The organism is Gluconobacter sp. GP1 (genome assembly GCF_032913585.1).
In the GTDB taxonomy this organism is placed as follows: Bacteria; Pseudomonadota; Alphaproteobacteria; order Acetobacterales; family Acetobacteraceae; genus Gluconobacter; species Gluconobacter cerinus.
In genome coordinates this window covers 108,497-129,079 of sequence record NZ_JASGXC010000001.1, presented here as the reverse complement: position 1 = coordinate 129,079, position 20,583 = coordinate 108,497, and the positions used below count along the sequence as shown (strand labels likewise).

Here is a 20,583-nt window from a genome sequence, read left to right as displayed (position 1 = left end):
TGTCACCGAACTATTTCCTCAACGTACCCGAAGCGGCTAAAATCTTCGATGCGTTGCGGGTAGAGAATACCATCCAGATGATCGTTCTCATGCTGAAGAACATTGGCGTGGAACCCGACCGCCTCGCCTTCAACCTCTTCTCCATTTTCATCGACGCCCCGATAATGGACCTTGGCATGGCGAAGGACATCGCCTCGCAAACCTGGAATCGAGAGGCATCCTTCGCCACAAACCATCATCTCTTCACCAAGAGGTGTAATTTCCGGATTGATCAGAACACGTGGCAACAGAGCCTGTTCAGGATCGGAAACCCGGTTTGCGGGCACGCGATAGACGAAAAGTCGCAAGGGGTGATGAACCTGGGGCGCAGCCAGCCCGGCGCCATTTGCATCGACCATCGTGTCGAGCATATCCTTAATCAAATGGCGGATTTCCGGGGATGTTGGATCAGAAACAGGTTCTGCGATCTGGTGCAGGACAGGGTGACCCATACGGGCAATCTTGAGCAGGGCCATGAGCTTCCTCTATCAGTTGCAGAATGTTAACGCACAAATCGCCCGCAGATTGCGCATGGATAAAAATCAGCACAAGCACCATCGAATGAATTGCACATCTCCAAAAGAGTGTGTTAAGGGCTCCATCCCAATTGGATTGCCATATCACGGGTGACGCTAAAGGCGGGCCCAGAAGGAGTTGACGGCACCGTGCAGGTACTCGTTCGTGACAACAATGTTGACCAGGCGCTAAAGGCGCTCAAGAAGAAGATGCAGCGCGAAGGCGTGTTTCGTGAGATGAAGCTGCGTCGCCACTTCGAGAAGCCCTCTGAGCGTCGCGCCCGCGAAGCAGCAGAAGCTGTTCGTCGTGCCCGCAAGATGGAGCGCAAGCGTCTGGAGCGTGAAGGCTTCTAAAGTCCTTCCCGTTATCTGAACGGACGAGAAAAGCCGCAGCCCTCAGGGGCGCGGCTTTTTTTTATTACCGTCACACAAAGATTTCAGAATTTGCCCCCTTACCTGTTACGGCAAGGAGGCAAGCCTCCCCTCAGCGTGGGTCCATCAGCCTGCGGCTTAGATAGACTGCTTCCAGGGCCCGTTCATGTGCCACCTCGGCAGCATTGACGGTTCCGGCATGACCTCCCTCCATATCTTCGTAATAGAAGAAGGGTACATGGAGCTCCTGAAGGCGCGCTGCGAACAGGCGAGCATGCACAGGACCAACACGGTCATCTCGGGTCGAAGTGAAAATGAATGGTGTTGGATAGTGCACATCAGGCTTCAAAGCCTGAAGCGGCGACGTCTTATCCCAGAATGCTTTTCCTTCGGGTGTAGACACACTTCCGTATTCAGCCGCCCATGACGCGCCTGCCGCCATGCGCTCGTAATTCAGCATATCGAGCAACGGCACACCAATGATGGTCGCGTTCCACAGTTCCGGATGCTGCGTGAATTCTACCCCCATCAGCAAGCCGCCATTGGATCGTCCACGAATACCCAGACGCTTGGCCGATGTGATGTTTCTGGAAAACAGGTCCCGGGCCACGGATGCAAAGTCATCATAGGCAGACTGGCGTCCTGCGTGACGCGCAGCTTCATGCCAGGCTGGGCCGAACTCTCCGCCACCCCGGATGTTTGCCATCACGTAAACCCCACCACGCTCGAACCACGTGATCCCAAGGTCTGGATGGTAGACAGGCAGGTACGAGAGGCCAAAGCCACCATAGGCGGTCATAAGCGTGGGGTTGGCACCATTCTTCGTCCAGTCTTTCGCATGCACAACAAAATACGGGACCTGCGTTCCGTCTTTACTGGGCGCAAAAAGCTGCTCAACCGTGAGCTTGGACGAATCAAACAGCTCGGGTTGGCTATAGAGAAGCTGAGTGTTCTGCCTAGCTGTGTTGACGCTCCAGATCTGCGGCGGCTGAATGAAGCCTTCGAGCTGGAGATATGCTTCTGAGCTGTGGGGATCAGAGGAGACAATACTGGCGGCCATATTCTTGGCCAGCTCGATGCTCCGCCCAGACCAATGTCCGTTCGAACCCCGTCGATAGAGCATCAGTACGGGCTGAACATTGTCATACATAACAACGATCAGACCATCCTTGGTCGCCGCAATAGCGCCATCCATTCCATCCCCGATGGTCTGCCGCTTGGTCGGGGTGACAATGATCTCGGGGGCCTGAGGATGATCTGGATCTACCGCGACAACGCTGTCTGCAGGGATTGTCCCCTTCGCCGTGGGCCAATCCTGGAGCAGATGGAAGACCAGTTGGCCATCCTGATAGCTCAGACCGTCATATTTCTCCGGCATGGGAAGCTGGCTTGTTTTAAGCGTTCCCGGATCCAGTCGCTCAACTTCGCTATGGAAAAAATCCTTATGCCGATCGATCAGAACGACCTGATGCCCCTGCCCGTCCCGCAGGACAGTGGGAACGACTTCCATGTCCTGCCCGGTTCCACGGAACACTTCCTGAGCCTGAGACAGGCTCTGCCCGCGCTTCAGGGCACGGACAACATACGGATACCCTGACGCTGTCAGGCCTGCATCGGTCGTGCCCCAGTCTCGAGAGACCAGAACTGTATCCTTATCAAGCCATGCGACTGCCTGCTTCCCGTTTGGTAGCCGGAAACCACTCTGCACAAATTCATTGGTGGTCGTGTCGTATTCTCGCAGTTCGTGCGCGTCTTCGCCCGCATTGGACAGGCCCAGAAGGCAGATCCGGTCTGCTGGCTCCAGGCAGTTCAGACCTTCCATCACCCAGTTAGCATGTTCAGACTGAGAGAGTTCATCCAAGTCAAAGCGCGTCTTCCATAGCGGATGTCCGCTTTTGAAATCAGCCTCGGACGTGCTTCTCCAGACCCCGCGGGCATGAACTTTGTCCTGCCAGAAATTCCAGATCTCTCCTGCCATTTGTGTGGGAACAGCGAGACGATCCGGTGACTGCTGAGCCGAGAGGATCCGATCATAAAGCGGCTTGTATCTGGGGTCAGAAGCCAGAGCATTCTGCGTTTTTTTATTTTCAGCCTTCACCCAATGAAGGGCTGGTCCGCCATCGACCTGCTCAAGCTGAGCCCTTGAGGGAGTGGCCGTAGCAGCCTGTACCGACGCAAAAGGAAAAAGAGGAAGTAAGAGACAGAGAGCCCGCAGTGCGGAGGGACGCATGCCTGATCCTTTCGGCCGTCATTCATAGTGATGACGGCATCGTAAAGATCACCCACGGGAAAACAACCTCATCCCACAGCAACGGCACTGACAGCCTCTTCGACCTCCTGAAAGGTCGGCATGAGGTCACAGGGAATGCTTTTGCGGCCGATTTCTACACTGACCTGAGGCGCATTCCCTTGCAAATGCGCGACAATGACGGAACGAACCAAATCAAGGTAAGACGCCTCTTCTTCCACAACGCCCCCGAGACGGCCTGCAATCGGGGCAACAATGCCATATGCCAGCAGAATACCGAGAAACGTTCCGACAAGCGCACCAGCAATCATCTCGCCCAGCACGATAGGAGGCTTGCTGATGGATGCCATAGTCTTGATCACACCGAGAACGGCAGCAACAATTCCGAGGGCTGGAAGAGCATCGGAAACAGATTGCAGTGCGTGAGGAAGATGCATCTCCTCCCGCAGGTTCTTTTTAAGCTCCCGTCCCATCACGTCGTCCATCTGGAACGGATCTGTCGCATTCATGCCTGCCATCCGCAGGTAATCGCAGATGAAGGAACAGACCTGTCCGTTATCCCGAATCTTCGGAAACGCCCCGAAGATTGTACTGCCTTGGGGATCTTCAATATGGCTCTCAATAGCCATCATCCCCTTGCTGGCCGCCAGCTTGGTCACGTGGAACAGCAGCCCCAGAAGTTCAAGATAATCCTGTCGACCGTACTGAGAGCCTTTCATGGCTTTCTTCAAACCGGCCGGAAGGTGTTTCACAGCGGAAATTGAGTTGGCCATGACAAATGTGCCGATTGCTGCCCCCAGGATCGTCAGGAGTTCAAAGGGCATGGACGCAAGCAATGGACCTATGGCGCCGCCTGATGCCACGAAGGAGCCAAACACGCAGGCCAGAACGACACCAAGGCCGATAAGAATAAACATTCAATATTTCCTGAGTGGCGACTTGATTATGGTTGATCGGGAGACAGAACCAGAACGACGCGTCTGTTCCGTGGACTCAGCGGATTGGCATGATCAAAAAGGTTTCTATCGGCATAGCCGCTGACAGTTTGCAGGCGTCGGTCCGGAAAGCCCGCCTGAACAAGAACGTCCCTCGCCGCAACCGCGCGGCTGCTGGACAGGCTCCAGTTGGATGGCAAACCAGCTTTGTAAGGCGCCGCATCCGTGTATCCGGCGATGGAGAGGTGTCCCGGAAGCTTTTCAAGATAGGGAGCGACCAGCCTCAGGAGTTGAAGAGCGCGCGGCATTGGAGTGGCAGAACCCAGCGCGAACATTGGCTGATGTTCAGAATCTGCAATCTCCACATGCAACCCATCATCACCGACCTGGATGGAAACCTGATCTCGGACGTCTGCCAGTTGTGACGGAGCATTCAGGGCTCTACTGATCTGATCGGCAGCATTCTGGAAGGCCTGCTTGTGGGGGAATGCCTCTTGGCCGGATACGGGCTCTCCTGGTTCGATCTGCCCATCGCGCAGAACTACAATCTGTGCGCTGTGCTTTTCCGCATCTTTTTGGGGAAGATGATTCTGTCCTGATGGACCGTCATCTGGATTTGACCCCGCGGTCTGGCCGGGCTTGATGGCCATAGGACGATCAGAGGACGCGATGGGAGAGAGATCAGGCATGACGCTCAGTTTGGGTGGTGCGTCCTGCTGAACTGCTATCGGATTAAAGAAATTAGCGATGCCCTTACGTTGCTCTTCTGTTGTGGCATTGATAAGCCACATGACCAGAAAGAACGCCATCATGGCCGTCACGAAGTCCGCATAGGCAATCTTCCAGCTTCCGCCGTGATGGCCACCTTCTACAACTTCAAAACGCTTGATAATGATCCTGCGCTCGTCCTTGCCGTTTGCTTTCGACATGCTGCCTCCTGAGAGAGGTCAGTATGGCAATCAAAGGTTAAGGAGAGCTTTAAGTCCGCCCTGGCAACTGCACACCAGACGGCATTTTCACAACGTCAACGCGGTAACACCGCACATTATGGCCATGGCTCTGGCGACACAGCGTGTCCTGATCCAGCACTGCGGGAATGCGGTGAAGCTCTTCAATTTTTAAACCGAGCGGAACCTCAGCAGACGGAAAAGAAAACAGGCTCCACCTTGGATCTGATCCCAGAACCGGAAGGCTGTTCTGTGTCAAAGCAAGTTGAGATGCGAGACCATACTCTTCAGCCACGAAAGCAGATGCTCCCATCTCCTGAGCACGAGCGACAAGCTTTCGACTGAAATCGGGCCATCCAGCCGTCTGTCGCTGGATCGGATCTTTAGCGGCTGGGAACGGCAGCGGAGAGAAGACAGCTTGCCCATAAACCAGCACGGTCAAGGCTATTCCGCTGATGACCGGCCACCGAACACTCCGGCCGGCTTCTATCGCAGCCAAAGCCAGGACGGGATAAACGACAGCCGGCCAGTTTGCCTGAACCCGATCGCCCAGAGCATGCATGACAAACACAGCGAGAGGCAGAAGGCTTAGCCATGCCAGAAGCCTGTTCCGTTTGATGCACGCCCAGCCACCTAGAGCAAAGAGCCCGAAAACAAGGGGTGTCGCCAGACCAATCTGACCTCCGAGAAGCTCCAGCAGAAACTGGGATGCACGAGCCAGATGCCAGTCGCCTGCTCGTCCACCCTGTTTCAGCAGGCTGACCCAATGATGGGATGCATTCCAGAGAAGGACCGGGGTCGTCGTGATGATCAAAAGCGGAATTGCCAGCCATGGACCAGCTTGCTTCCTGAGCCTCGAGGTCGTGAGAACTGCCCCCCCAAGGGCTAAACCGATGAGAACAGCGGTATATTTCGAATCAAAGGCGAGACCGAGCAAAACACCCGTTAACAGCCACCAACCGGTTGCTCTGCCTCCCGACGACGAAACGGCCTTCCCGAGTGTAAAAAGAGACACCGAAACGAAAAATACCAGCGGTGTATCCGGTGTCATGGTCGCTGATCCAAGTCCGAGCATCAACGTTGCATTCAGGAGAAGAACGGCCTGAAAGCCCGATAACGGCCAAGGCCGCGACGGGAGCAACAGCCTGGCCGCATGGTACAGGGCCCAGCTTCCGGGAAGAACGGAAAGCGGCCCGAGCAGACGCACCCCCAGAGACGTGTCGCCAGCCAGCCATGTCCCAATTCTGATCCAGAGGGCTACCATGAAAGGATGGTCGAAATAGCCACCCTGAAGATGGCGGGACCACACCCAATAGTAAGCCTCATCAGGCGTGAGCGGCAGACATGCTGCCAACCCGAGGCGCGTCACAGTCAGGGCAACAAGAAGCGCCCAGAACAGGCTGGCCTGCTTCTTGAAATTATCAGTCACGTCAGCGCCAGATGAGAGTGGAAGACACAGCGTAATTCCAGACGACACCGATCACGGCCCCTGCGGCAGACGCACGGTCCCAGTGCCCATGGCCAACATCATGCAGCACCATACGGGCCACCCCGATATTAGCGGCCGCCCCGAGAGAACAGACGGCGAAGAAAATAATTAATCCCATCCACATCTTCGCGCCCTTCAGGCGCCGGTCATGATAAGTGAGACGGTTGTTGAGCAGGAAATTTGTCAGGATGGCAACGGCCGTTCCAACCAGTTGAGACTGAGAGAAATCCATTCCTCCCAGTCGGGCAATCTGCATCACGGCAACATTCACGACCACGCCAACAAGGCCGACCAGCGCAAACGCCAGAAAACGGGATGGCAACCAGCCATGCGTGACTTTATCCAGAATCATCATTGCGAACTGGAGGAGAACAACGACATCCAGCTTGCTTTCTCCCGCAAGACGCGGACGGAAAACAAAGGGTACTTCCGTGATCTTCACGGACTTTGGCGCAGACATCGCCAAATCCAGCAGGATCTTGAAGCCGGTTCCGGAAAGTTTTGGAAGAACAGTCTGAAAAAGCTCTCGCCGCATGGCAAAGAACCCGCTCATCGGATCAGTCAGGCGGTGCGGCAAAACCGATTGAGCAGCGCGAATTCCGGTGTCTGACAGGAGATGCCGCCAATAACCTGCCAGCCCGGCATTGTCTCCGCCTTCCACATGGCGGCTGGCGACAACAATATCGGAGCCGGCATCAAGGTCTGCCAGCATTTTGGGCAGAACAGTCTCGTCGTGCTGAAGGTCCCCATCCATGACCGCCACATACGGTGCGCTGGACGACAGAAAACCCTCGATAACAGCGGATGAGAGACCCCGACGTCCTACCCTTTTGATGACCCTTACACGAGGATCACTGTTCGCAACTTTCGAAACGCGCTCGGCAGTTCCGTCCGGGGAGTTGTCATCAACAAAAATGACTTCCCAACGTTCTCCTTCAAGAGCTGCATCCAAAGCCGCGACAAGGGGAACAACATTCTCTGCCTCATTATAGCAGGGAACAATAATGCTGATCCGGGCAGGCAAAAGCATCCCAGCGCTAACCGTTGGGGATGCTTCTGGCATCAGATAGGAACTCCAGCCAGATCACGACTGGTATGAATGGTCTGGAGTGTCTGCACCCGCACGACGTGGACACTGTCTGTCAGACGGCGGGTCAGAATGTTCTGGTGCGCAGCATCACGAGCGACGAGACGGACGAGGAAATCTCCTCCGCCACGGATCATGTGACATTCGCGTGTTTCGGGCCAGGCACCGACCTGCGCCTCGAAGGCCTCCAGAACACTTCCCTTCTGGCTATCGAGACCGATGAGGGCATAAAAATTGAGCGACCAGCCAAGCAGGGCTGCGTCAACTTCTGCATGATACCCTTTGATGATGCCAAGTTCTTCCAGACGCCTGACACGCCTCAGACAGGGGGGAGCGGAAATACCGGCGCGTTTGGCCAGCTCCACATTGGTCATACGACCGTCTGCCTGAAGCTCGGCGATGATCTGCCGGTCAATGGCATCCAGTTCAACGGGGATGGAAGAGAAAGAAGCGTTCATTTGAATCTGACGTATATGGCAGGTGGCAGCGTCCGCAAAGATGGCACATGCGTCTGAAAGCTCTATATGAGGGGTCAAAACACGGACGAGGATCGATCATGCCTGAAATCCATCATACGGACCTTCTGGTCGTGGGCGCAGGCCCCGCTGGCTACACTGCCGCCATTTATGCCGCACGCGCCAGCCTGAAACCGATTCTCGTGACTGGTCTTCAGCCAGGCGGCCAGTTGACCATCACGACAGACGTCGAAAACTACCCTGGCTTCGCCGCTCCCATTCAGGGCCCGTGGCTGATGGAGCAGATGCGCGAACAGGCTGAACATGTCGGCACACGCCTGATCTATGACCTGATTACGGAGGCAGACCTGAAGAACGGTCCGGCTGCAGATGGATACTTTCATCTGAAAGGCGACTCAGGGGACGAGTTTCTTGCACGTACAGTCGTGATCGCAACGGGCGCCCAGGCCAAATGGCTTGGCCTCGAGTCGGAAAAGCGCCTTCAGGCTGGCGGCGTTTCGGCGTGCGCAACCTGTGACGGCTTTTTCTATCGCGGCAAAACGGTTGCGGTCGTGGGTGGTGGCAACACGGCCGTGGAAGAAGCGCTCTATCTGACTCACCACGCTGACAAGGTTCACGTGATTCATCGACGGGACGGTTTCCGGGCTGAACGCATTCTGCAGGAGCGTCTTTTTGCGAATCCGAAAATCGAAGTTCACTGGAATCGTGCTGTCGAAGAAGTTCTTGGTGCGGGAACGCCGGAAGTTGTGTGTGGCGTTCGTCTGAAGAATACTCAGACGGGAGAAAGCGAAACTCTGCCCGTTGAGGGCGTGTTCGTCGCCATTGGCCATAGCCCGAATACGGGGCCGTTCCGCCATGAAGTGGCTTGTGACGAAGACGGATATATCATCACGGAAGCTGGTGGAACGCGCACTTCGGTAGAGGGTGTTTTTGCCGCAGGCGACATTCAGGATCGGATTTATAGGCAGGCTGTGACGGCTGCGGGCACAGGATGCATGGCCGCTCTGGAAGCCGAACGCTACATTTCTGGCATACCTGCTATGACAAAAACTTGACCCTCGTCGAAGGTTCAGACAGTTTCGTCCCTTCAACGACACACCGCTTAAACAACGCCAGGTGACATGGGCAAGAAGGACGAGGACCGACGCGCCAGCGATCGGGGAGACCACCACATGGATTGGGACAAACTGCGTATTTTCCACGCAGTCGCCGAAGCCGGGTCCTTCACCCATGCAGGTGACAGACTTAACCTGAGCCAGTCTGCCGTTTCGCGGCAGATTTCAGCTCTGGAGGAGGTTCTGCGTGTTCCGCTGTTTCATCGGCATGCACGAGGCCTCATCCTGACTGAACAGGGTGAGGTTCTGAATCGCACAGTGCGTGAAGTCTTCTCCAAGCTGGCCCTGACACAGGCATTCCTGAGCGAAAGCAAGGAACGAGCGGCGGGCAAAATAAAGATCACGACAACCACCGGTTTTGGCCTTTGTTGGCTTTCTCCGAGGCTGCATCGCTTTCTGGAACTACACCCTGATATCGAGGTCACGCTTCTTCTTGAAGACGCAGACCTCGATTTGGGAATGCGTGAAGCAGACGTGGCTATTCGTCTGCATCCGCCGACACAACCAGACCTTGTACAGCGCCATCTCGCTAATTTTCCTATGCCAATCTATGCCAGCCCAGACTATCTGGACCGGTACGGCACGCCGACAAATTTGCAGGAATTAGCGGAACATCAGATCATCGGCTTTGCAGGACGCCACCTGCCATTGCCGAATGTAAACTGGCTTCTGGACCTCCTTCGTCATGAAGGTCTGGCCCATCGGGGAAGCAGGCTGGCCATCAACAATATTGCTGCCGTTGCGACTGCGATTGCTTCAGGCACAGGTATTGGTTCTTTGCCGCTCTACACAGCTGCGTCCTACCCCAACCTAGTCAGAGTTCTGCCCAATCAGGCCGTTCCGTTGGTTGAGGCTTACTTCGTGTATCCGGAAGAACTGCGGACTTCCAAAAGAATCGCCGTATTCCGAGATTTTCTGCTTTCGGAAATCAGCAGCCTCAAAGGCCAGGAATAAAGCCCATAGAATGCCGCCGCTCTCACCCGCGGCGGCCATGCCCCGTGATGCAAACATGTTGGGCTGCACTGGACCGAAAGACAGCTTCCCCGACAGGCGCAAAACCATTTCCATGCCTGGAATGAGTGCTCTCTACATTGCTCTTGAGAACAATTAGCCCCAACTGGGAATGATAGCAGGGCGTGACAGTGGCCCGACCCTTCTGATTCTGTAGCATTTTTACTGAAGCTGCTTTTTTCAGAGGAGATCCTGAGGCAGCTTTTGCCGAGGACGCCCCGGCACAGCACAGAGCCCCTATAAAAATTGGGATTATCCAGACAGATAATGAAGGGGCTTTCCACATTGCCCCACAATAGCGCACGACGCTTCTCAACGCGTGCCTGAAAGCATTAGCTCCGCTTTTATGCTTCAAAAAGCGGCATCCAGAACACAGGGAACAGAAACTCCTCTCATTCTGCCGTGGCTGACTTGGTCGCGCTTTGATTCACACGCTCACGCAACTCTTTCCCCACTTTAAAGAAGGGAACGCTTTTTTCTTCGACAGAAACAGTGTCTCCAGTGCGTGGATTCCGACCCGTCCGCGCATCTCGGCGCCTGGGAATGAATGCGCCGAACCCGCGAAGTTCAACACGATCGCCTCGCGTCAAAGCTGCACTGATTTCGTCAAAAATGGTGTGAACGATCCGTTCGATATCCCGCGTCAGAAGGTGAGGATAAATCGTGGAAAGCTCTGCAATAAGTTCCGATTTGGTCATGACTGCAGCCTATCTGCCTCCGCCCATGAAACTGGCTTGTCAGGGTTGCAGAATCGCAACGGCCCCGTCAAGGCTGCTGAGGGTTAATCGCCCTTCCAGCATCTCCGTAAAGCCTGATCCAAACACGCCTTCGAGCATGGCCCGTTTGCGAGGAAAATCATACCAGTGTCGCTTGGTTACAGAGAGCAACGGCATCACCGGGTACTGTGCGTCTCCAATTTTCAGGCGCTGCCTGAGCCATTGCCGAGCAGTGTCTTCGTCTCCCAACTCGTCGATCAGGCCCAGGCTCAAAGCCTGACGACCCGTATAGGCCCGACCGTCTGCAAGGCTTCGCACCTTGTCTTCAGGCATGTGCCGCCCTTTAACGACCATAGCGACAAACTGATCGAAGAGATCATTGACCAATCCCTGAAGCATCGTGCGCCCTTCTGGCGTCAGATGACTTGTGGGATCAGTTTGATCTTTCATAGCGCCAGACGTAATAGCAGCAACATCAATGCCGACACGCCCCAGCAGCGGAGAAAGATCGGGCCGCTGCAGGATTACACCGATCGAGCCCGTCAGCGTGGAAGGCAATGCCACGATATGCTGCGCTGGAACTGAGAGCATGTAGGCGGCGGACGCACCCATATCGCCCATCGTGACGACAACAGGCTTTACCTGTGCAAATTTCTCGATCGAGTCGTGCAGACGTTCCCCGCCCGTGACACCACCGCCCGGACTATCAACAACCAGTAGTAGTCCGGTTACTGAAGAGGACTTCTGTGCTTTGCGAAGAGCCGTCGTGATCTGGGAAACGTCATTTCCGATCACGCCGTGAATAACCAGACGCGCAATGTGCGGACGCGCATCTAAACTGGAAACAGTTGAGTGGCTTTTACCAACAGCAATAATAAGCGCTGCAAGAAAAAACAAAAGCGCAGTGCCCCTCCAGAGAAGGAGGCGCTTGCTGTCAGCCATTGATCGGAGAAGCGTCTCTGCCTCTAAACTCATGAAACAGTATTCTCCGACCACATGACAGATAGTGCTTTTTCAGAAAGACAATTCCAGAACGCCGGGAATTAGTCCTGCTTCTTGGACTGACGCGTCCGGCCAGTTTCTTTCTTGCCTTCGCCTGTTGCGCTGATCTTGCGGCCCAGACCGATTTCGCGTGCCAGAGCCGAGCGGCGCTGTGCATAGTTCGGAGCAACCAGCGGATAATCGGACGGAAGACCCCAACGCTCACGATACTGCTCTGGGGACATATTATAAGCGCTCTGAAGGTGACGCTTGAGCATCTTCAGTTTTTTGCCGTCTTCAAGGCAGACGATGTAATCCGGGAATACTGAACGCTTGATCGGCACAGCAGGCTGCGGACGCTCTGGCTGCGGCTCTTCCTGTGGAGCACCAGCATTTGCAAGAGCTTCATAAACCTGGCGGATCAATGCCGGGAGAGACGCCGCATCCACATTACCCTTGGAAACCTGTGCAGCAACGATCTGCGCTGTAAGCTCCAACAGATCCGGGTGGGATGTATTCTCCGACATAATATCTTACCTTCCATTCAAAATAGCATTTTTACTATGCTCAACAGCGTGAAATCATTCTGCCGAGCCTGTTTGCAGAATATATACCCAATACCACCGAGATAGCCACTCAACTTTAATACCAAATTGACCACACGTTCCTTAAAAAAGAAGTAATCACTTCAGAGCGTGTTTCGGAATTCGCTAATTTTCTTTCCGGGAAGCCTTATGCAAACCGTTGACGCTACACTCTGTTCACCAAGTGATTTTTCAGGATGGCGAACACAATCGCGTAATTTCCTGAGCAAGCGAATCCCGGGGTCTTCGATCACTTGGAGTATTAGAGCACCTGCCGCTCTTTACGCAGCGAAAACAGATCGGGATTTACCTGACACTCCCTCCCCTTTGCGTCTGCCCCGAAAATTTGCGGCCCTGATCCCGTCCGTGTTTGCATCCGATATTCCGGAGAGATTTGATCTTCTCTATCGCGCCCTGGAACATATCCAGAAGCACGGAAGCCCACGTGAGACAGACATCACCCGGTTTGAGCAGATTGCCAGCACTGTTCGAGAGCAGATTCTTGAATTGAGAGGCGCGTTCCCAGAGAACCGGATAACAGACTGGCAGATCATTCGAACACGCCAAAAATTACAGCTCATAGACAGTCAGAGATCTCCTCTTATTAGACTGCGGGTTTCCCCTTGGGTTCTCCTTTCAGACGAGACGACACTTTGCTGGGACGGCCACAAGTATCGTGTTGGACCACCCATTAGTGACGCAGGACAACCAGAGGCAGATCTGATTGATCTTGCACAGAAAACGGCGACCGCCGGGCAAGACAATGCCTTTTGGGCCAACCCGGCCACAGTGCATGTCACACCGGATCTGGAGGAGATTGAAAAAACGTCCTCTTTGTCAAACCTGCGGTCCCTCGCCGTCGATTGCTCACTCTGTGATCTTTGTCACCACGCGTCACGCACCGTTTCCGGAGAAGGCACGACGCAGGCCCAGATCCTTTTTGTCGGCGAGCAACCAGGAGATCAGGAAGATCTTCAGGGACGACCGTTTGTTGGCCCAGCCGGACAACTCTTCGAGCGCGCACTTCAGGAAGCCGGGGGCAATCGGGAACAGGCCTGGATCAGTAACGCGGTCAAACATTTCAAATTTGTCCGCCGGGGTGCAAGACGCATTCATCAGAAACCCGATGCGACAGACGTAAAATCCTGCGCCCCGTGGATCACAGCTGAACGGCGTATCCTTCAGGCAAAGATTACAGTTCTGCTCGGCGTGACCGGAGCAAGTTCCGTTCTTGGACGACCCATCACTATTTCACGGGAGCGTTCCCGGTACATGACTTTGGACGATGGCAGTACTGGCATTGTGACTGTCCATCCCTCTTACCTGCTCAGAATTCCGGATGAGGACAGCAGGACACGCGAATACACAAAATTTGTCGCAGATCTGAGAATGGCCATTTCCGCTCTCGCCTAATTGACGGCTTCAGGAGTAAGAAAGCCGCACAATGAGTGGCAGTACTACGTCAACAGGACGTCCGACTCCGAACAGTTCCCCATCAGGTGCAGGTGCGTCAGCCGCTCTGCGGCCCAGGGTCAAGCTGCCCCTGTCATGGATCTATGCGCCATCCGCAGCGACCCTGACTTTTGCTCTGCGAAATACATTTGCAGCCTGTCTCGCCATCGGAATTGCATTCTGGATGGAGCTGGACAGTCCTGCATGGGCCGCAATGACTGTCTGGGCTGTTGCGCAGGCCACCCGTGGGGAAAGCCAGTCCAAAGCCAAATGGCGTATCATTGGAACAATTACCGGAGCGGTCGCATCCATTGCGTTGATGGCTGCCGCGCCTCAGGCACCCTGGCTCTTCTTCCCCATGATCGCCGTCTGGATTGGCGTGTGCAGTGGGCTCGCAACATTCGTAAGTAACTTCCGATCCTATGCTCTTGTTCTTGCAGGATATACCTGCTCGATCATCTGCATGGATGCGGCTTCCGATCCGGACAATATCTTCACCGTTGCCGTTTCCCGAACCACTTACATTACCCTTGGCGTTCTGTGTGAAGCCTTCATGGGTCTGATCTTTGCCACCACTCAGGAACGGCAGGCCCGGATCCAACTGCGCCAGAAGCTGGAGTCTGCTCTGGTTCTCGTTACGAAGACGCTTACGAGTATTCTTGGTGAGGAACGCGGCGCCCTGAATGCCGCACGCAGACAATTTGGCACCATCCTCAGCATTAACGATCAGATTGAATTTGCAGAAGTCGAGATGGGCCCGCATGGACACGAAGGTGACCATGCCCGTGCGGCTCTGGCCTCCGTATCAGCCCTGCTGTCTCGCGGGTTCGGTATGGCAATGCGCCTGCAACTTCTGAACCATGACCACCCTGCCTTCACGCAGGCCGCTGATGAAATCCTCTCGTTCCTGAAGGATTTCCCGAAGCGTATTGCCAATACTGAGTCCGTTCCGGATCTTTTGGCAGAACTCCAGCACCTCCGTGATGTTTGCCGCCTGTATGCTGCCCCTCACCGGATTACCGATCTGGAGAACAGCAATGAACCCATTCCGGGAACAGACCCGTTCGATCTACGCCTGAATGAGCAGGATACCGAGACACACCTCGATGAACGCGTTCTCTTCATGTCACTTGGGGAGCTACTCGGAGACCTGGAACTTGCCATCAAGGAATACGAGGCCAGCACACACTCTATTCCAGGCGATCATTTTCATTTCCAACGCCAGACCCACCGCGACACACGCGAAGCCATTCATAATGGCCTCCGCGGAGCATGCGCCGTTCTTGTTACGGCCCTGATTTATGAGATCACAGCTTGGCCAAGCGGACTTGGCTTTATCGCCATTACAACGCTGGTATGTGGCCTATTTGCGACCAAAGAAAACCCAGTCCTTGGGACTACGGAGTTCCTGAAAGGAGCACTGGTCGCTTACATTGTGGCCTGGATACTTGTCTTTGTGCTTATGCCCAAAGTCACAACGTTTGAAACCCTGACGCTTTTCCTGGGACCGGCCATGTTCCTTGGCGGTCTGGCGAAAGGCAACCCGTCCACTGCTGGCGGCGCGGCAGCTTACGGCCTGCTCCTCCCTGCAATGCTCGGACTGGAGAACCATCACGTCATGAACGAGGTGGCATTTTATAACGGTAATATGGCCGTCGTCATGGCTGTGGGCATCAGCGTTCTGGTTTTCAGGACAGTATTGCCGTTCAACAGTTCTGATGAACGGCTGCGTCTCCGCAGAATTATGCTGGCTGAACTGCGCGGCCTCGCAGATCCCGCACAGACACCACAAATCAGTATCTGGATCGGCCGTAATACGGATCGTTTCGCACGTCTGATCCGCCATGCTGGCCCCACCCCTGCTCCGCTCATCGAAGCCTGTATTCTGGGGACGCTCGCCACACTCACGCTGGGCCTGAACATTATTCGCCTACGAACCCTCTTGGACCGCGAATACCTTCCCGACAGCGCAAGACGCCCGATCCAACTGGTGCTCCATTACGTCGAGCAGTCTACCCGACGCCATGATAAGGCCGCTCGTGTCGCCAATGCGGCCGTAAGACGACTGCGCGCACTGGATGAGCATGAGACAGATCTGGTCACGCGACTGGAAATGACGCGGGCAATCACTTACCTCGTCGTTATTGCTTATACGATGCAAACGAACGCAGACTTCCTGGATGCCAGCCGCCCATTTAGAGGCGAGCGCAGCCATCTGAAAGTACAAGAGTCCCGTTAGGCGACAAGAGAAGTACGCTTCTCGCATAGCTTGGGAATTTCGAAGATTGCAGAGCGATTACAACCCACTCTGATTTGTTCCCAATACCGCGACACAACCCACGCTCCAAGACGGAAGATAGTCTTCGTAAGGGTTAAGGTCAGATACACAGATCTTAGAAATCATGGCGGAGAGGGTGTCCGCCGGTGTAGGGCGTCACGGAAAAGCAGATCAGCGCAATAACCCTTGTTTTTCATAGTTTTACAGAAATTCATGCCATCCTGAAGAAGCAGATAGACGCATTGAAACCCATGCCGTAAGGTGGGACGGAAGATGGGACTGAAAAACCATGAGCAAGCTTCCGCCGAACCAGATGAATGCCCGCAAGGTCGCCTCCCTCAAAGACGGGGTTCACGGCGATGGCGGAAATCTATGGATTACCGTCCGGGGCGACACCCGGGCCTGGACCTTTCGCTATAAAAGCCCAAAGACCGGCAAAAGACGGGAGATGGGACTCGGTCCCGCCCGGGATATTTCTCTGGCCGATGCCCGGCTCAAGGCGGCCGAGAACCGGTGCCTGCTTCTGGAAGGGCTCGACCCTCTCGAAGAGAAAGCCCGGCAGAAGGGCCCCGACGTTCAGGAGCGCACCTTCGCACAGGTTGCCGAGCAGTACATCACCGAACAGGCGCCGGGCTGGAAAGATCCGCGCTCGGCGCCCATGTGGCGCAGCTCTCTGGAGCGGCATGTTTACCCCGTCCTCGGCCCGAAACCGATTGGCAGCGTGCAGACAGAAGACGTGCTCGCCGTCCTGCGACCGATCTGGGAAAACACGACCGAAACCGCAACACGGCTGCGTGGACGGATGGAGCGTATTCTGGACTATGCGCAGAGCCATCACTGGCGCGAGGGGGAGAACCCGGCCCGCTGGCGGGGGCATCTGGCCAACATCCTCCCCAAACCCACGGCAGTCACGAAGGTGGTGCATCATGCCGCCTTGCCCTATCGCGACCTCCCGCCAGTCTACACCATGCTCGGCGCCGAGCATGGTGTAGGAGCTTTGGCCGCACGGTTCGTCTGCCTGACCGCAACCCGATCTGGCGAGGTCCGCAAGGCCCTGTGGTCGGAGATCGATCTGAAGAAAAAGATCTGGACCATCCCGGCCGAGCGGATGAAGGCCGGGCGGGAGCATCGTGTGCCCCTGACGAGCGGAGCGATGGCGCTGCTGTATAAAGTCCAGACCCTGAGATCCCGTTCCGGTGAGGACAGTTTCGTCTTTCCTGGTGGCCGGGTTGGTTCGCCGCTGAGCGATGTCGCGGTCTCCAAAGCCCTCCATCAGGCCGCAGGCACGAAGGATGTGACGATCCATGGTTTGCGCTCCAGCTTCCGGGACTGGGCGGCTGAGGAAACCGATTTTCCACGCGAGGTCGCCGAAATGGCTTTGGCCCATGCCATCGGTGACAAGGTCGAGGCGGCCTATCGCCGCGGGGATCTCTTCAACAGGCGTTCCGAGATGATGTTTGCCTGGGAACGCTTCTGTGCCGGGCAATCCACGGAGGCGGTCGCAAAGCCGCCGCGTTCCAATCCTGACAGCGCGCCGCTCTTCACCTGGAAAGACTCTGAAATCGGAGATCCAGATGCCTGAAGGCCCGTCAAAAGCCCAATGACGCGTCACGGATTGCGTCGTACCGGTCTGCACAATCTCAGTGACGCGTCATCAATGCGCTATGTCGCCATTCCATGAGCAGCTCAAAAGCATGGCACTGCGCCATAAAATCGGGCTGCCAGATCGCTTAAGATGGCACGATACCGGGTTTTTGGAGCAAAGCTCCAAAAACCCTTTCAAAACAGTACCTTAAAACCGTTTCATTTTCGTGCCCTGTCGGGGGCGTCCGCATCACGCTGTGACGCGTCATCCGGACCTGCACGCGCGCCCGTTCCGGGGTCGCGCCGCCCGGAGGGCGGCGGTGCAGAACTCAACCTCTCTCCCTCTCTCTCACGACGGAAAATGATCAGAGGGGTTCTGTCGTTTTTTTTGGCGTCGCAAGGGAGGGCCGGGCTGGTCCTCCCCCCAGAGAGGCTCACGCGGGGCGTGAGCTGGAATGGTCGCTGAGCGACCAGAGCGAGGGTTTCTCTCTCGTCCTTCTGGGGTTCCCTTCTTTCTGGAGCCTTTCGCAATGACCAGATCAGTCACCGAACTCGACACGCTTTTTGACGCCCACGCCGTGCTTGCGGGCGTCGTTCTTCCCACACTGCGCGATGTGATCGCACAGCCCGGAGCCTTCACCAGCGACACGCGGCTTGAGGGTACGCTGATCGTTCTGGCGCAGACAGTCCGCTCACTGAACCGGGCACTGACGGAGAACGCAGGAGACCGGACATGACGTCCTTCCTGTGCACGGACCTGGCTGTCCGCCTGATGGGTCTTGTCTCCTCCCGCGATCGCCCGGACGCTCCGCTCCGGCCGACCGGGACTGCCGTCTGTCTGTACGATCTTGTTCTGTCCCGGGCCGAACCCGTGCCCGTGGCTGAACGGTTGGGCCTGTGGTTTCCCTGTCAGGAGGCCGATCAGGACCCGGAACACAGACAGGCTCTGCGGGACCAGATCCTGCAGCAGCCCATGCCGTCCCCAGCCGGTGCAGCGGAGCACACTGAAGATGGCGCTTTTCTCTCTCCTGTCCTGCTTCCAGATATCGTTCTGCTTATCGGGGAACGAGAGATGATCTGGCTCGGGCCCTGGTCGTCAGAGAAGCCACAGGTCATGACCCTGGGCGATCTCATACACCGGCTGGCGCCAGAGCTGGCGGGAGCTGGGAACACGACTGGAGTTCTTCTGGCCCGGTTTGCAGCGGAAGACCGCTCGGGCGTCCATCCGGCTTCCGATCTCGTCCGCATTCATGCCGCGGCAAGACTGATCGAGGCGCTTTGGACCGGACAGATGCCTGGGAGCGGCCTCAAGTATCGCCTGTAACACCTGACACCGACAGGTCGGACAACTCCGGCCTTTCATTTTCTCCCCACAAAAATCTGGAGGCTTCATGCTTCTTACAAAAACCCCGGTCGCTGCTGCGACCGTGTCCCGACACGTGCGCTCTTTCTTCGAGCCCACGGATGATGATCTCGATCTGTATCGCGACATCAGTTTCAAACTGAAGGCGCAACCGCCCTCAAGCCTGTTCCGCTACCTTCAACCGGCGGGGCGGCATCTCATGCGCCTTGGTGATGAAGGACCCGGCGTCTGGGCCGGTCTCCTGCGCAGGGTCGAGCAGCGCTGGCCCGGTCTGCCCAGCCGTGGCCGCGTTGCTTCTGACGGAACCCTGCTGAATTCAGCACTCGAGCGCATTGCTTACGAAGCCGTCAAACCTGTCGTTCCGCGGGATGTTGCGCTGGATCTGGAAATCGCCCTCGACCCGTTGCAGCAGCCGCGGTTCTATTCCGATTTCGCCATCCGTTACGGCTCGCGTGTCATGCATATCGAGATCGTGGGCGCCTGCGGTGCGGACCGCGTGACACGCAATGACTGGGAAGCGCATCTGCTGGCCCAGTTTGACCGAAGGCTGGAGGTCTACCGGCAGAAGCGGCTTACACCCGAGATCTGGTACCTCAACGACCTCCTTGAGCCAGCGCAGCTACAGAAGCGCTTCCTCGTCCTTGTGGCGCAGTTGCGCTCGGGAGTCAGGTCATGACCCAGGGTCCGATCCGGCTGCCGTGCTGGCCCGTCACGCGCCTGAAACTGCTCGATATCACGCCGGATCAGAAAGGAGCGCCCTATGCGGGCGCTCCCGTCACGCTGCTGCAAAGGGACGGCTTTGTCGAAGGGCGAAGCCTGCTCTGGTTGAGTGAGCCCCGGCGTTCCTCGGGTCATCTGGAAGAAAGTCCCGACGAGCATGGTCAGCCTGCCTTGACCATCAGCGATCCCCTGTTCCGGGCCGTGATGCCGGTGGATGCCCCGCGACCCTTTGTTCTGGCGGGATTTCACATGTCGTTCCTGCGCCGTGTGATGGGCGGACCGCAGGATCGGCCACCGTATGATCTCTGCCTGTACCGGCTCGCACGACAGCGGGCGTCCTGGTTGCGGCCGTGCGGGTTGCAGGAATCCGTCCTCGAACTGCGGACAGACCTGATGACAGAACTGACGCGGGACAGCCCTTTTCTGCGTTTGAACTGCGCAACTGCTCTGCTTGAAACACTTCTTGAGTGGGAGCCGCTGAACCGGCTGCTGGTGCTGTCAGGCAATGTCGTCTCTCCACCGCCTGGCGAGGAGGAACCCTTCGGTCAGGCCGCAGAGTGGAGTTGTCTGCCTCAAGGTCCTGCCATGCTGGAAGACTGAGTGACCAGCGGAGGCGTCGACGGTGACTTAGGAAGGTTTGAAAATGCCCTCAGACCCGGACGATGCATCCA

At 56.2% G+C, this 20,583-nt stretch carries 20 protein-coding genes; 10 read left to right on the top strand and 10 right to left on the bottom strand.

Annotated elements, in window-relative coordinates:
* Positions 1 to 2: 2 nt before the first annotated feature.
* Positions 3 to 515: a peptide deformylase gene (gene def, locus R5H23_RS00630; protein WP_086634133.1), complete on the bottom strand. Its 513-nt coding sequence runs from the start codon at positions 513 to 515 to the stop codon at positions 3 to 5.
* Positions 516 to 704: 189 nt separating this feature from the next.
* On the opposite strand from def, the gene rpsU reads away from it, so the two are divergent.
* On the top strand, positions 705 to 908 hold the full coding sequence (gene rpsU / locus R5H23_RS00625) for a 30S ribosomal protein S21 (RefSeq protein WP_007283570.1): 204 nt from the start codon (positions 705 to 707) through the stop codon (positions 906 to 908).
* Positions 909 to 1,038: 130 nt separating this feature from the next.
* Here rpsU and R5H23_RS00620 read toward each other — a convergent pair whose 3' ends face one another.
* The 6 genes from R5H23_RS00620 to R5H23_RS00595 form a co-directional block, all read right to left on the bottom strand.
* Positions 1,039 to 3,156 (bottom strand): prolyl oligopeptidase family serine peptidase, encoded by a 2,118-nt coding sequence (locus tag R5H23_RS00620; RefSeq protein ID WP_317213883.1) that lies wholly within the window; start codon positions 3,154 to 3,156, stop codon positions 1,039 to 1,041.
* A 68-nt stretch (positions 3,157 to 3,224) separates the two neighbouring features.
* Positions 3,225 to 4,091 (bottom strand): flagellar motor stator protein MotA, encoded by an 867-nt coding sequence (motA, locus tag R5H23_RS00615; protein ID WP_046901396.1) that lies wholly within the window; start codon positions 4,089 to 4,091, stop codon positions 3,225 to 3,227.
* A 26-nt stretch (positions 4,092 to 4,117) separates the two neighbouring features.
* The gene (locus tag R5H23_RS00610; RefSeq protein WP_317213882.1) at positions 4,118 to 5,038 is read right to left on the bottom strand and encodes a flagellar motor protein MotB; all 921 of its coding nucleotides are present in this window, start codon (positions 5,036 to 5,038) and stop codon (positions 4,118 to 4,120) included.
* Between the two features lie 49 nt (positions 5,039 to 5,087).
* A complete protein-coding gene (locus tag R5H23_RS00605) occupies positions 5,088 to 6,485 on the bottom strand; it encodes a glycosyltransferase family 39 protein (RefSeq protein ID WP_317213881.1) in 1,398 nt (465 codons plus the stop codon).
* Between the two features lies 1 nt (position 6,486).
* Complete coding sequence (locus R5H23_RS00600; protein WP_317213880.1) at positions 6,487 to 7,608, bottom strand: glycosyltransferase family 2 protein; 1,122 nt, start codon at positions 7,606 to 7,608, stop codon at positions 6,487 to 6,489.
* Positions 7,608 to 8,090: an Lrp/AsnC family transcriptional regulator gene (locus tag R5H23_RS00595; protein WP_046902047.1), complete on the bottom strand. Its 483-nt coding sequence runs from the start codon at positions 8,088 to 8,090 to the stop codon at positions 7,608 to 7,610. The genes R5H23_RS00600 and R5H23_RS00595 overlap by 1 nt, the downstream gene beginning before the upstream one ends.
* A gap of 98 nt (positions 8,091 to 8,188) precedes the next feature.
* Between R5H23_RS00595 and trxB the strand changes: the two genes are divergently transcribed.
* Together trxB and R5H23_RS00585 are read left to right on the top strand one after the other, a co-directional pair.
* Entirely contained in the window at positions 8,189 to 9,163 is a 975-nt protein-coding gene (gene trxB, locus R5H23_RS00590; RefSeq protein ID WP_317213879.1) for a thioredoxin-disulfide reductase, read from the top strand.
* Between the two features lie 117 nt (positions 9,164 to 9,280).
* Positions 9,281 to 10,177, top strand: coding sequence for a LysR family transcriptional regulator (locus R5H23_RS00585; RefSeq protein ID WP_046901392.1), 897 nt, complete (start codon positions 9,281 to 9,283; stop codon positions 10,175 to 10,177).
* 449 nt (positions 10,178 to 10,626) lie between these two features.
* Here R5H23_RS00585 and R5H23_RS00580 read toward each other — a convergent pair whose 3' ends face one another.
* The 3 genes from R5H23_RS00580 to R5H23_RS00570 form a co-directional block, all read right to left on the bottom strand.
* Positions 10,627 to 10,932, bottom strand: a complete 306-nt coding sequence (locus tag R5H23_RS00580) for an integration host factor subunit beta (protein WP_046901391.1) — start codon at positions 10,930 to 10,932, stop codon at positions 10,627 to 10,629.
* Positions 10,933 to 10,971: 39 nt separating this feature from the next.
* Entirely contained in the window at positions 10,972 to 11,925 is a 954-nt protein-coding gene (gene sppA, locus R5H23_RS00575; protein ID WP_317213878.1) for a signal peptide peptidase SppA, read from the bottom strand.
* Positions 11,926 to 11,993: 68 nt separating this feature from the next.
* A complete protein-coding gene (locus R5H23_RS00570; protein ID WP_046901389.1) occupies positions 11,994 to 12,458 on the bottom strand; it encodes a MucR family transcriptional regulator in 465 nt (154 codons plus the stop codon).
* Positions 12,459 to 12,881: 423 nt separating this feature from the next.
* Here R5H23_RS00570 and R5H23_RS00565 point away from each other — a divergent pair, with 423 nt between their 5' ends.
* The 7 genes from R5H23_RS00565 (at position 12,882) to R5H23_RS00535 (ending at position 20,512) form a co-directional block, all read left to right on the top strand.
* Positions 12,882 to 13,928: a UdgX family uracil-DNA binding protein gene (locus tag R5H23_RS00565; protein WP_317213877.1), complete on the top strand. Its 1,047-nt coding sequence runs from the start codon at positions 12,882 to 12,884 to the stop codon at positions 13,926 to 13,928.
* A gap of 31 nt (positions 13,929 to 13,959) precedes the next feature.
* The gene (locus tag R5H23_RS00560) at positions 13,960 to 16,206 is read left to right on the top strand and encodes an FUSC family protein (protein ID WP_046901387.1); all 2,247 of its coding nucleotides are present in this window, start codon (positions 13,960 to 13,962) and stop codon (positions 16,204 to 16,206) included.
* Between the two features lie 328 nt (positions 16,207 to 16,534).
* Complete coding sequence (locus R5H23_RS00555; protein WP_317213876.1) at positions 16,535 to 17,827, top strand: phage integrase central domain-containing protein; 1,293 nt, start codon at positions 16,535 to 16,537, stop codon at positions 17,825 to 17,827.
* A 532-nt stretch (positions 17,828 to 18,359) separates the two neighbouring features.
* Positions 18,360 to 18,566 carry a hypothetical protein gene (locus R5H23_RS00550; RefSeq protein WP_253440639.1) on the top strand — a complete coding sequence of 69 codons (207 nt, stop codon included), beginning with the start codon at positions 18,360 to 18,362 and terminating at the stop codon, positions 18,564 to 18,566.
* Positions 18,563 to 19,153, top strand: a complete 591-nt coding sequence (locus R5H23_RS00545) for a hypothetical protein (protein WP_317213875.1) — start codon at positions 18,563 to 18,565, stop codon at positions 19,151 to 19,153. Before R5H23_RS00550 ends, R5H23_RS00545 begins: the two co-directional genes overlap by 4 nt.
* A gap of 67 nt (positions 19,154 to 19,220) precedes the next feature.
* A complete protein-coding gene (locus tag R5H23_RS00540; protein ID WP_317213874.1) occupies positions 19,221 to 19,868 on the top strand; it encodes a hypothetical protein in 648 nt (215 codons plus the stop codon).
* On the top strand, positions 19,865 to 20,512 hold the full coding sequence (locus R5H23_RS00535; protein WP_317213873.1) for a hypothetical protein: 648 nt from the start codon (positions 19,865 to 19,867) through the stop codon (positions 20,510 to 20,512). Before R5H23_RS00540 ends, R5H23_RS00535 begins: the two co-directional genes overlap by 4 nt.
* Positions 20,513 to 20,583: the final 71 nt, after the last annotated feature.

Coding starts and splice junctions, on each gene's coding strand:
- def (WP_086634133.1), bottom strand. CDS start 515: ATGGCCCTGCTCAAGATTGCCCGTATGGGTCACCCTGTCCTGCACCAG.
- R5H23_RS00620 (WP_317213883.1), bottom strand. CDS start 3,156: ATGCGTCCCTCCGCACTGCGGGCTCTCTGTCTCTTACTTCCTCTTTTT.
- motA (WP_046901396.1), bottom strand. CDS start 4,091: ATGTTTATTCTTATCGGCCTTGGTGTCGTTCTGGCCTGCGTGTTTGGC.
- R5H23_RS00610 (WP_317213882.1), bottom strand. CDS start 5,038: ATGTCGAAAGCAAACGGCAAGGACGAGCGCAGGATCATTATCAAGCGT.
- R5H23_RS00600 (WP_317213880.1), bottom strand. CDS start 7,608: ATGCCAGAAGCATCCCCAACGGTTAGCGCTGGGATGCTTTTGCCTGCC.
- R5H23_RS00595 (WP_046902047.1), bottom strand. CDS start 8,090: ATGAACGCTTCTTTCTCTTCCATCCCCGTTGAACTGGATGCCATTGAC.
- trxB (WP_317213879.1), top strand. CDS start 8,189: ATGCCTGAAATCCATCATACGGACCTTCTGGTCGTGGGCGCAGGCCCC.
- R5H23_RS00585 (WP_046901392.1), top strand. CDS start 9,281: ATGGATTGGGACAAACTGCGTATTTTCCACGCAGTCGCCGAAGCCGGG.
- R5H23_RS00580 (WP_046901391.1), bottom strand. CDS start 10,932: ATGACCAAATCGGAACTTATTGCAGAGCTTTCCACGATTTATCCTCAC.
- sppA (WP_317213878.1), bottom strand. CDS start 11,925: ATGAGTTTAGAGGCAGAGACGCTTCTCCGATCAATGGCTGACAGCAAG.
- R5H23_RS00570 (WP_046901389.1), bottom strand. CDS start 12,458: ATGTCGGAGAATACATCCCACCCGGATCTGTTGGAGCTTACAGCGCAG.
- R5H23_RS00560 (WP_046901387.1), top strand. CDS start 13,960: ATGAGTGGCAGTACTACGTCAACAGGACGTCCGACTCCGAACAGTTCC.
- R5H23_RS00555 (WP_317213876.1), top strand. CDS start 16,535: ATGAGCAAGCTTCCGCCGAACCAGATGAATGCCCGCAAGGTCGCCTCC.
- R5H23_RS00550 (WP_253440639.1), top strand. CDS start 18,360: ATGACCAGATCAGTCACCGAACTCGACACGCTTTTTGACGCCCACGCC.
- R5H23_RS00545 (WP_317213875.1), top strand. CDS start 18,563: ATGACGTCCTTCCTGTGCACGGACCTGGCTGTCCGCCTGATGGGTCTT.
- R5H23_RS00540 (WP_317213874.1), top strand. CDS start 19,221: ATGCTTCTTACAAAAACCCCGGTCGCTGCTGCGACCGTGTCCCGACAC.
- R5H23_RS00535 (WP_317213873.1), top strand. CDS start 19,865: ATGACCCAGGGTCCGATCCGGCTGCCGTGCTGGCCCGTCACGCGCCTG.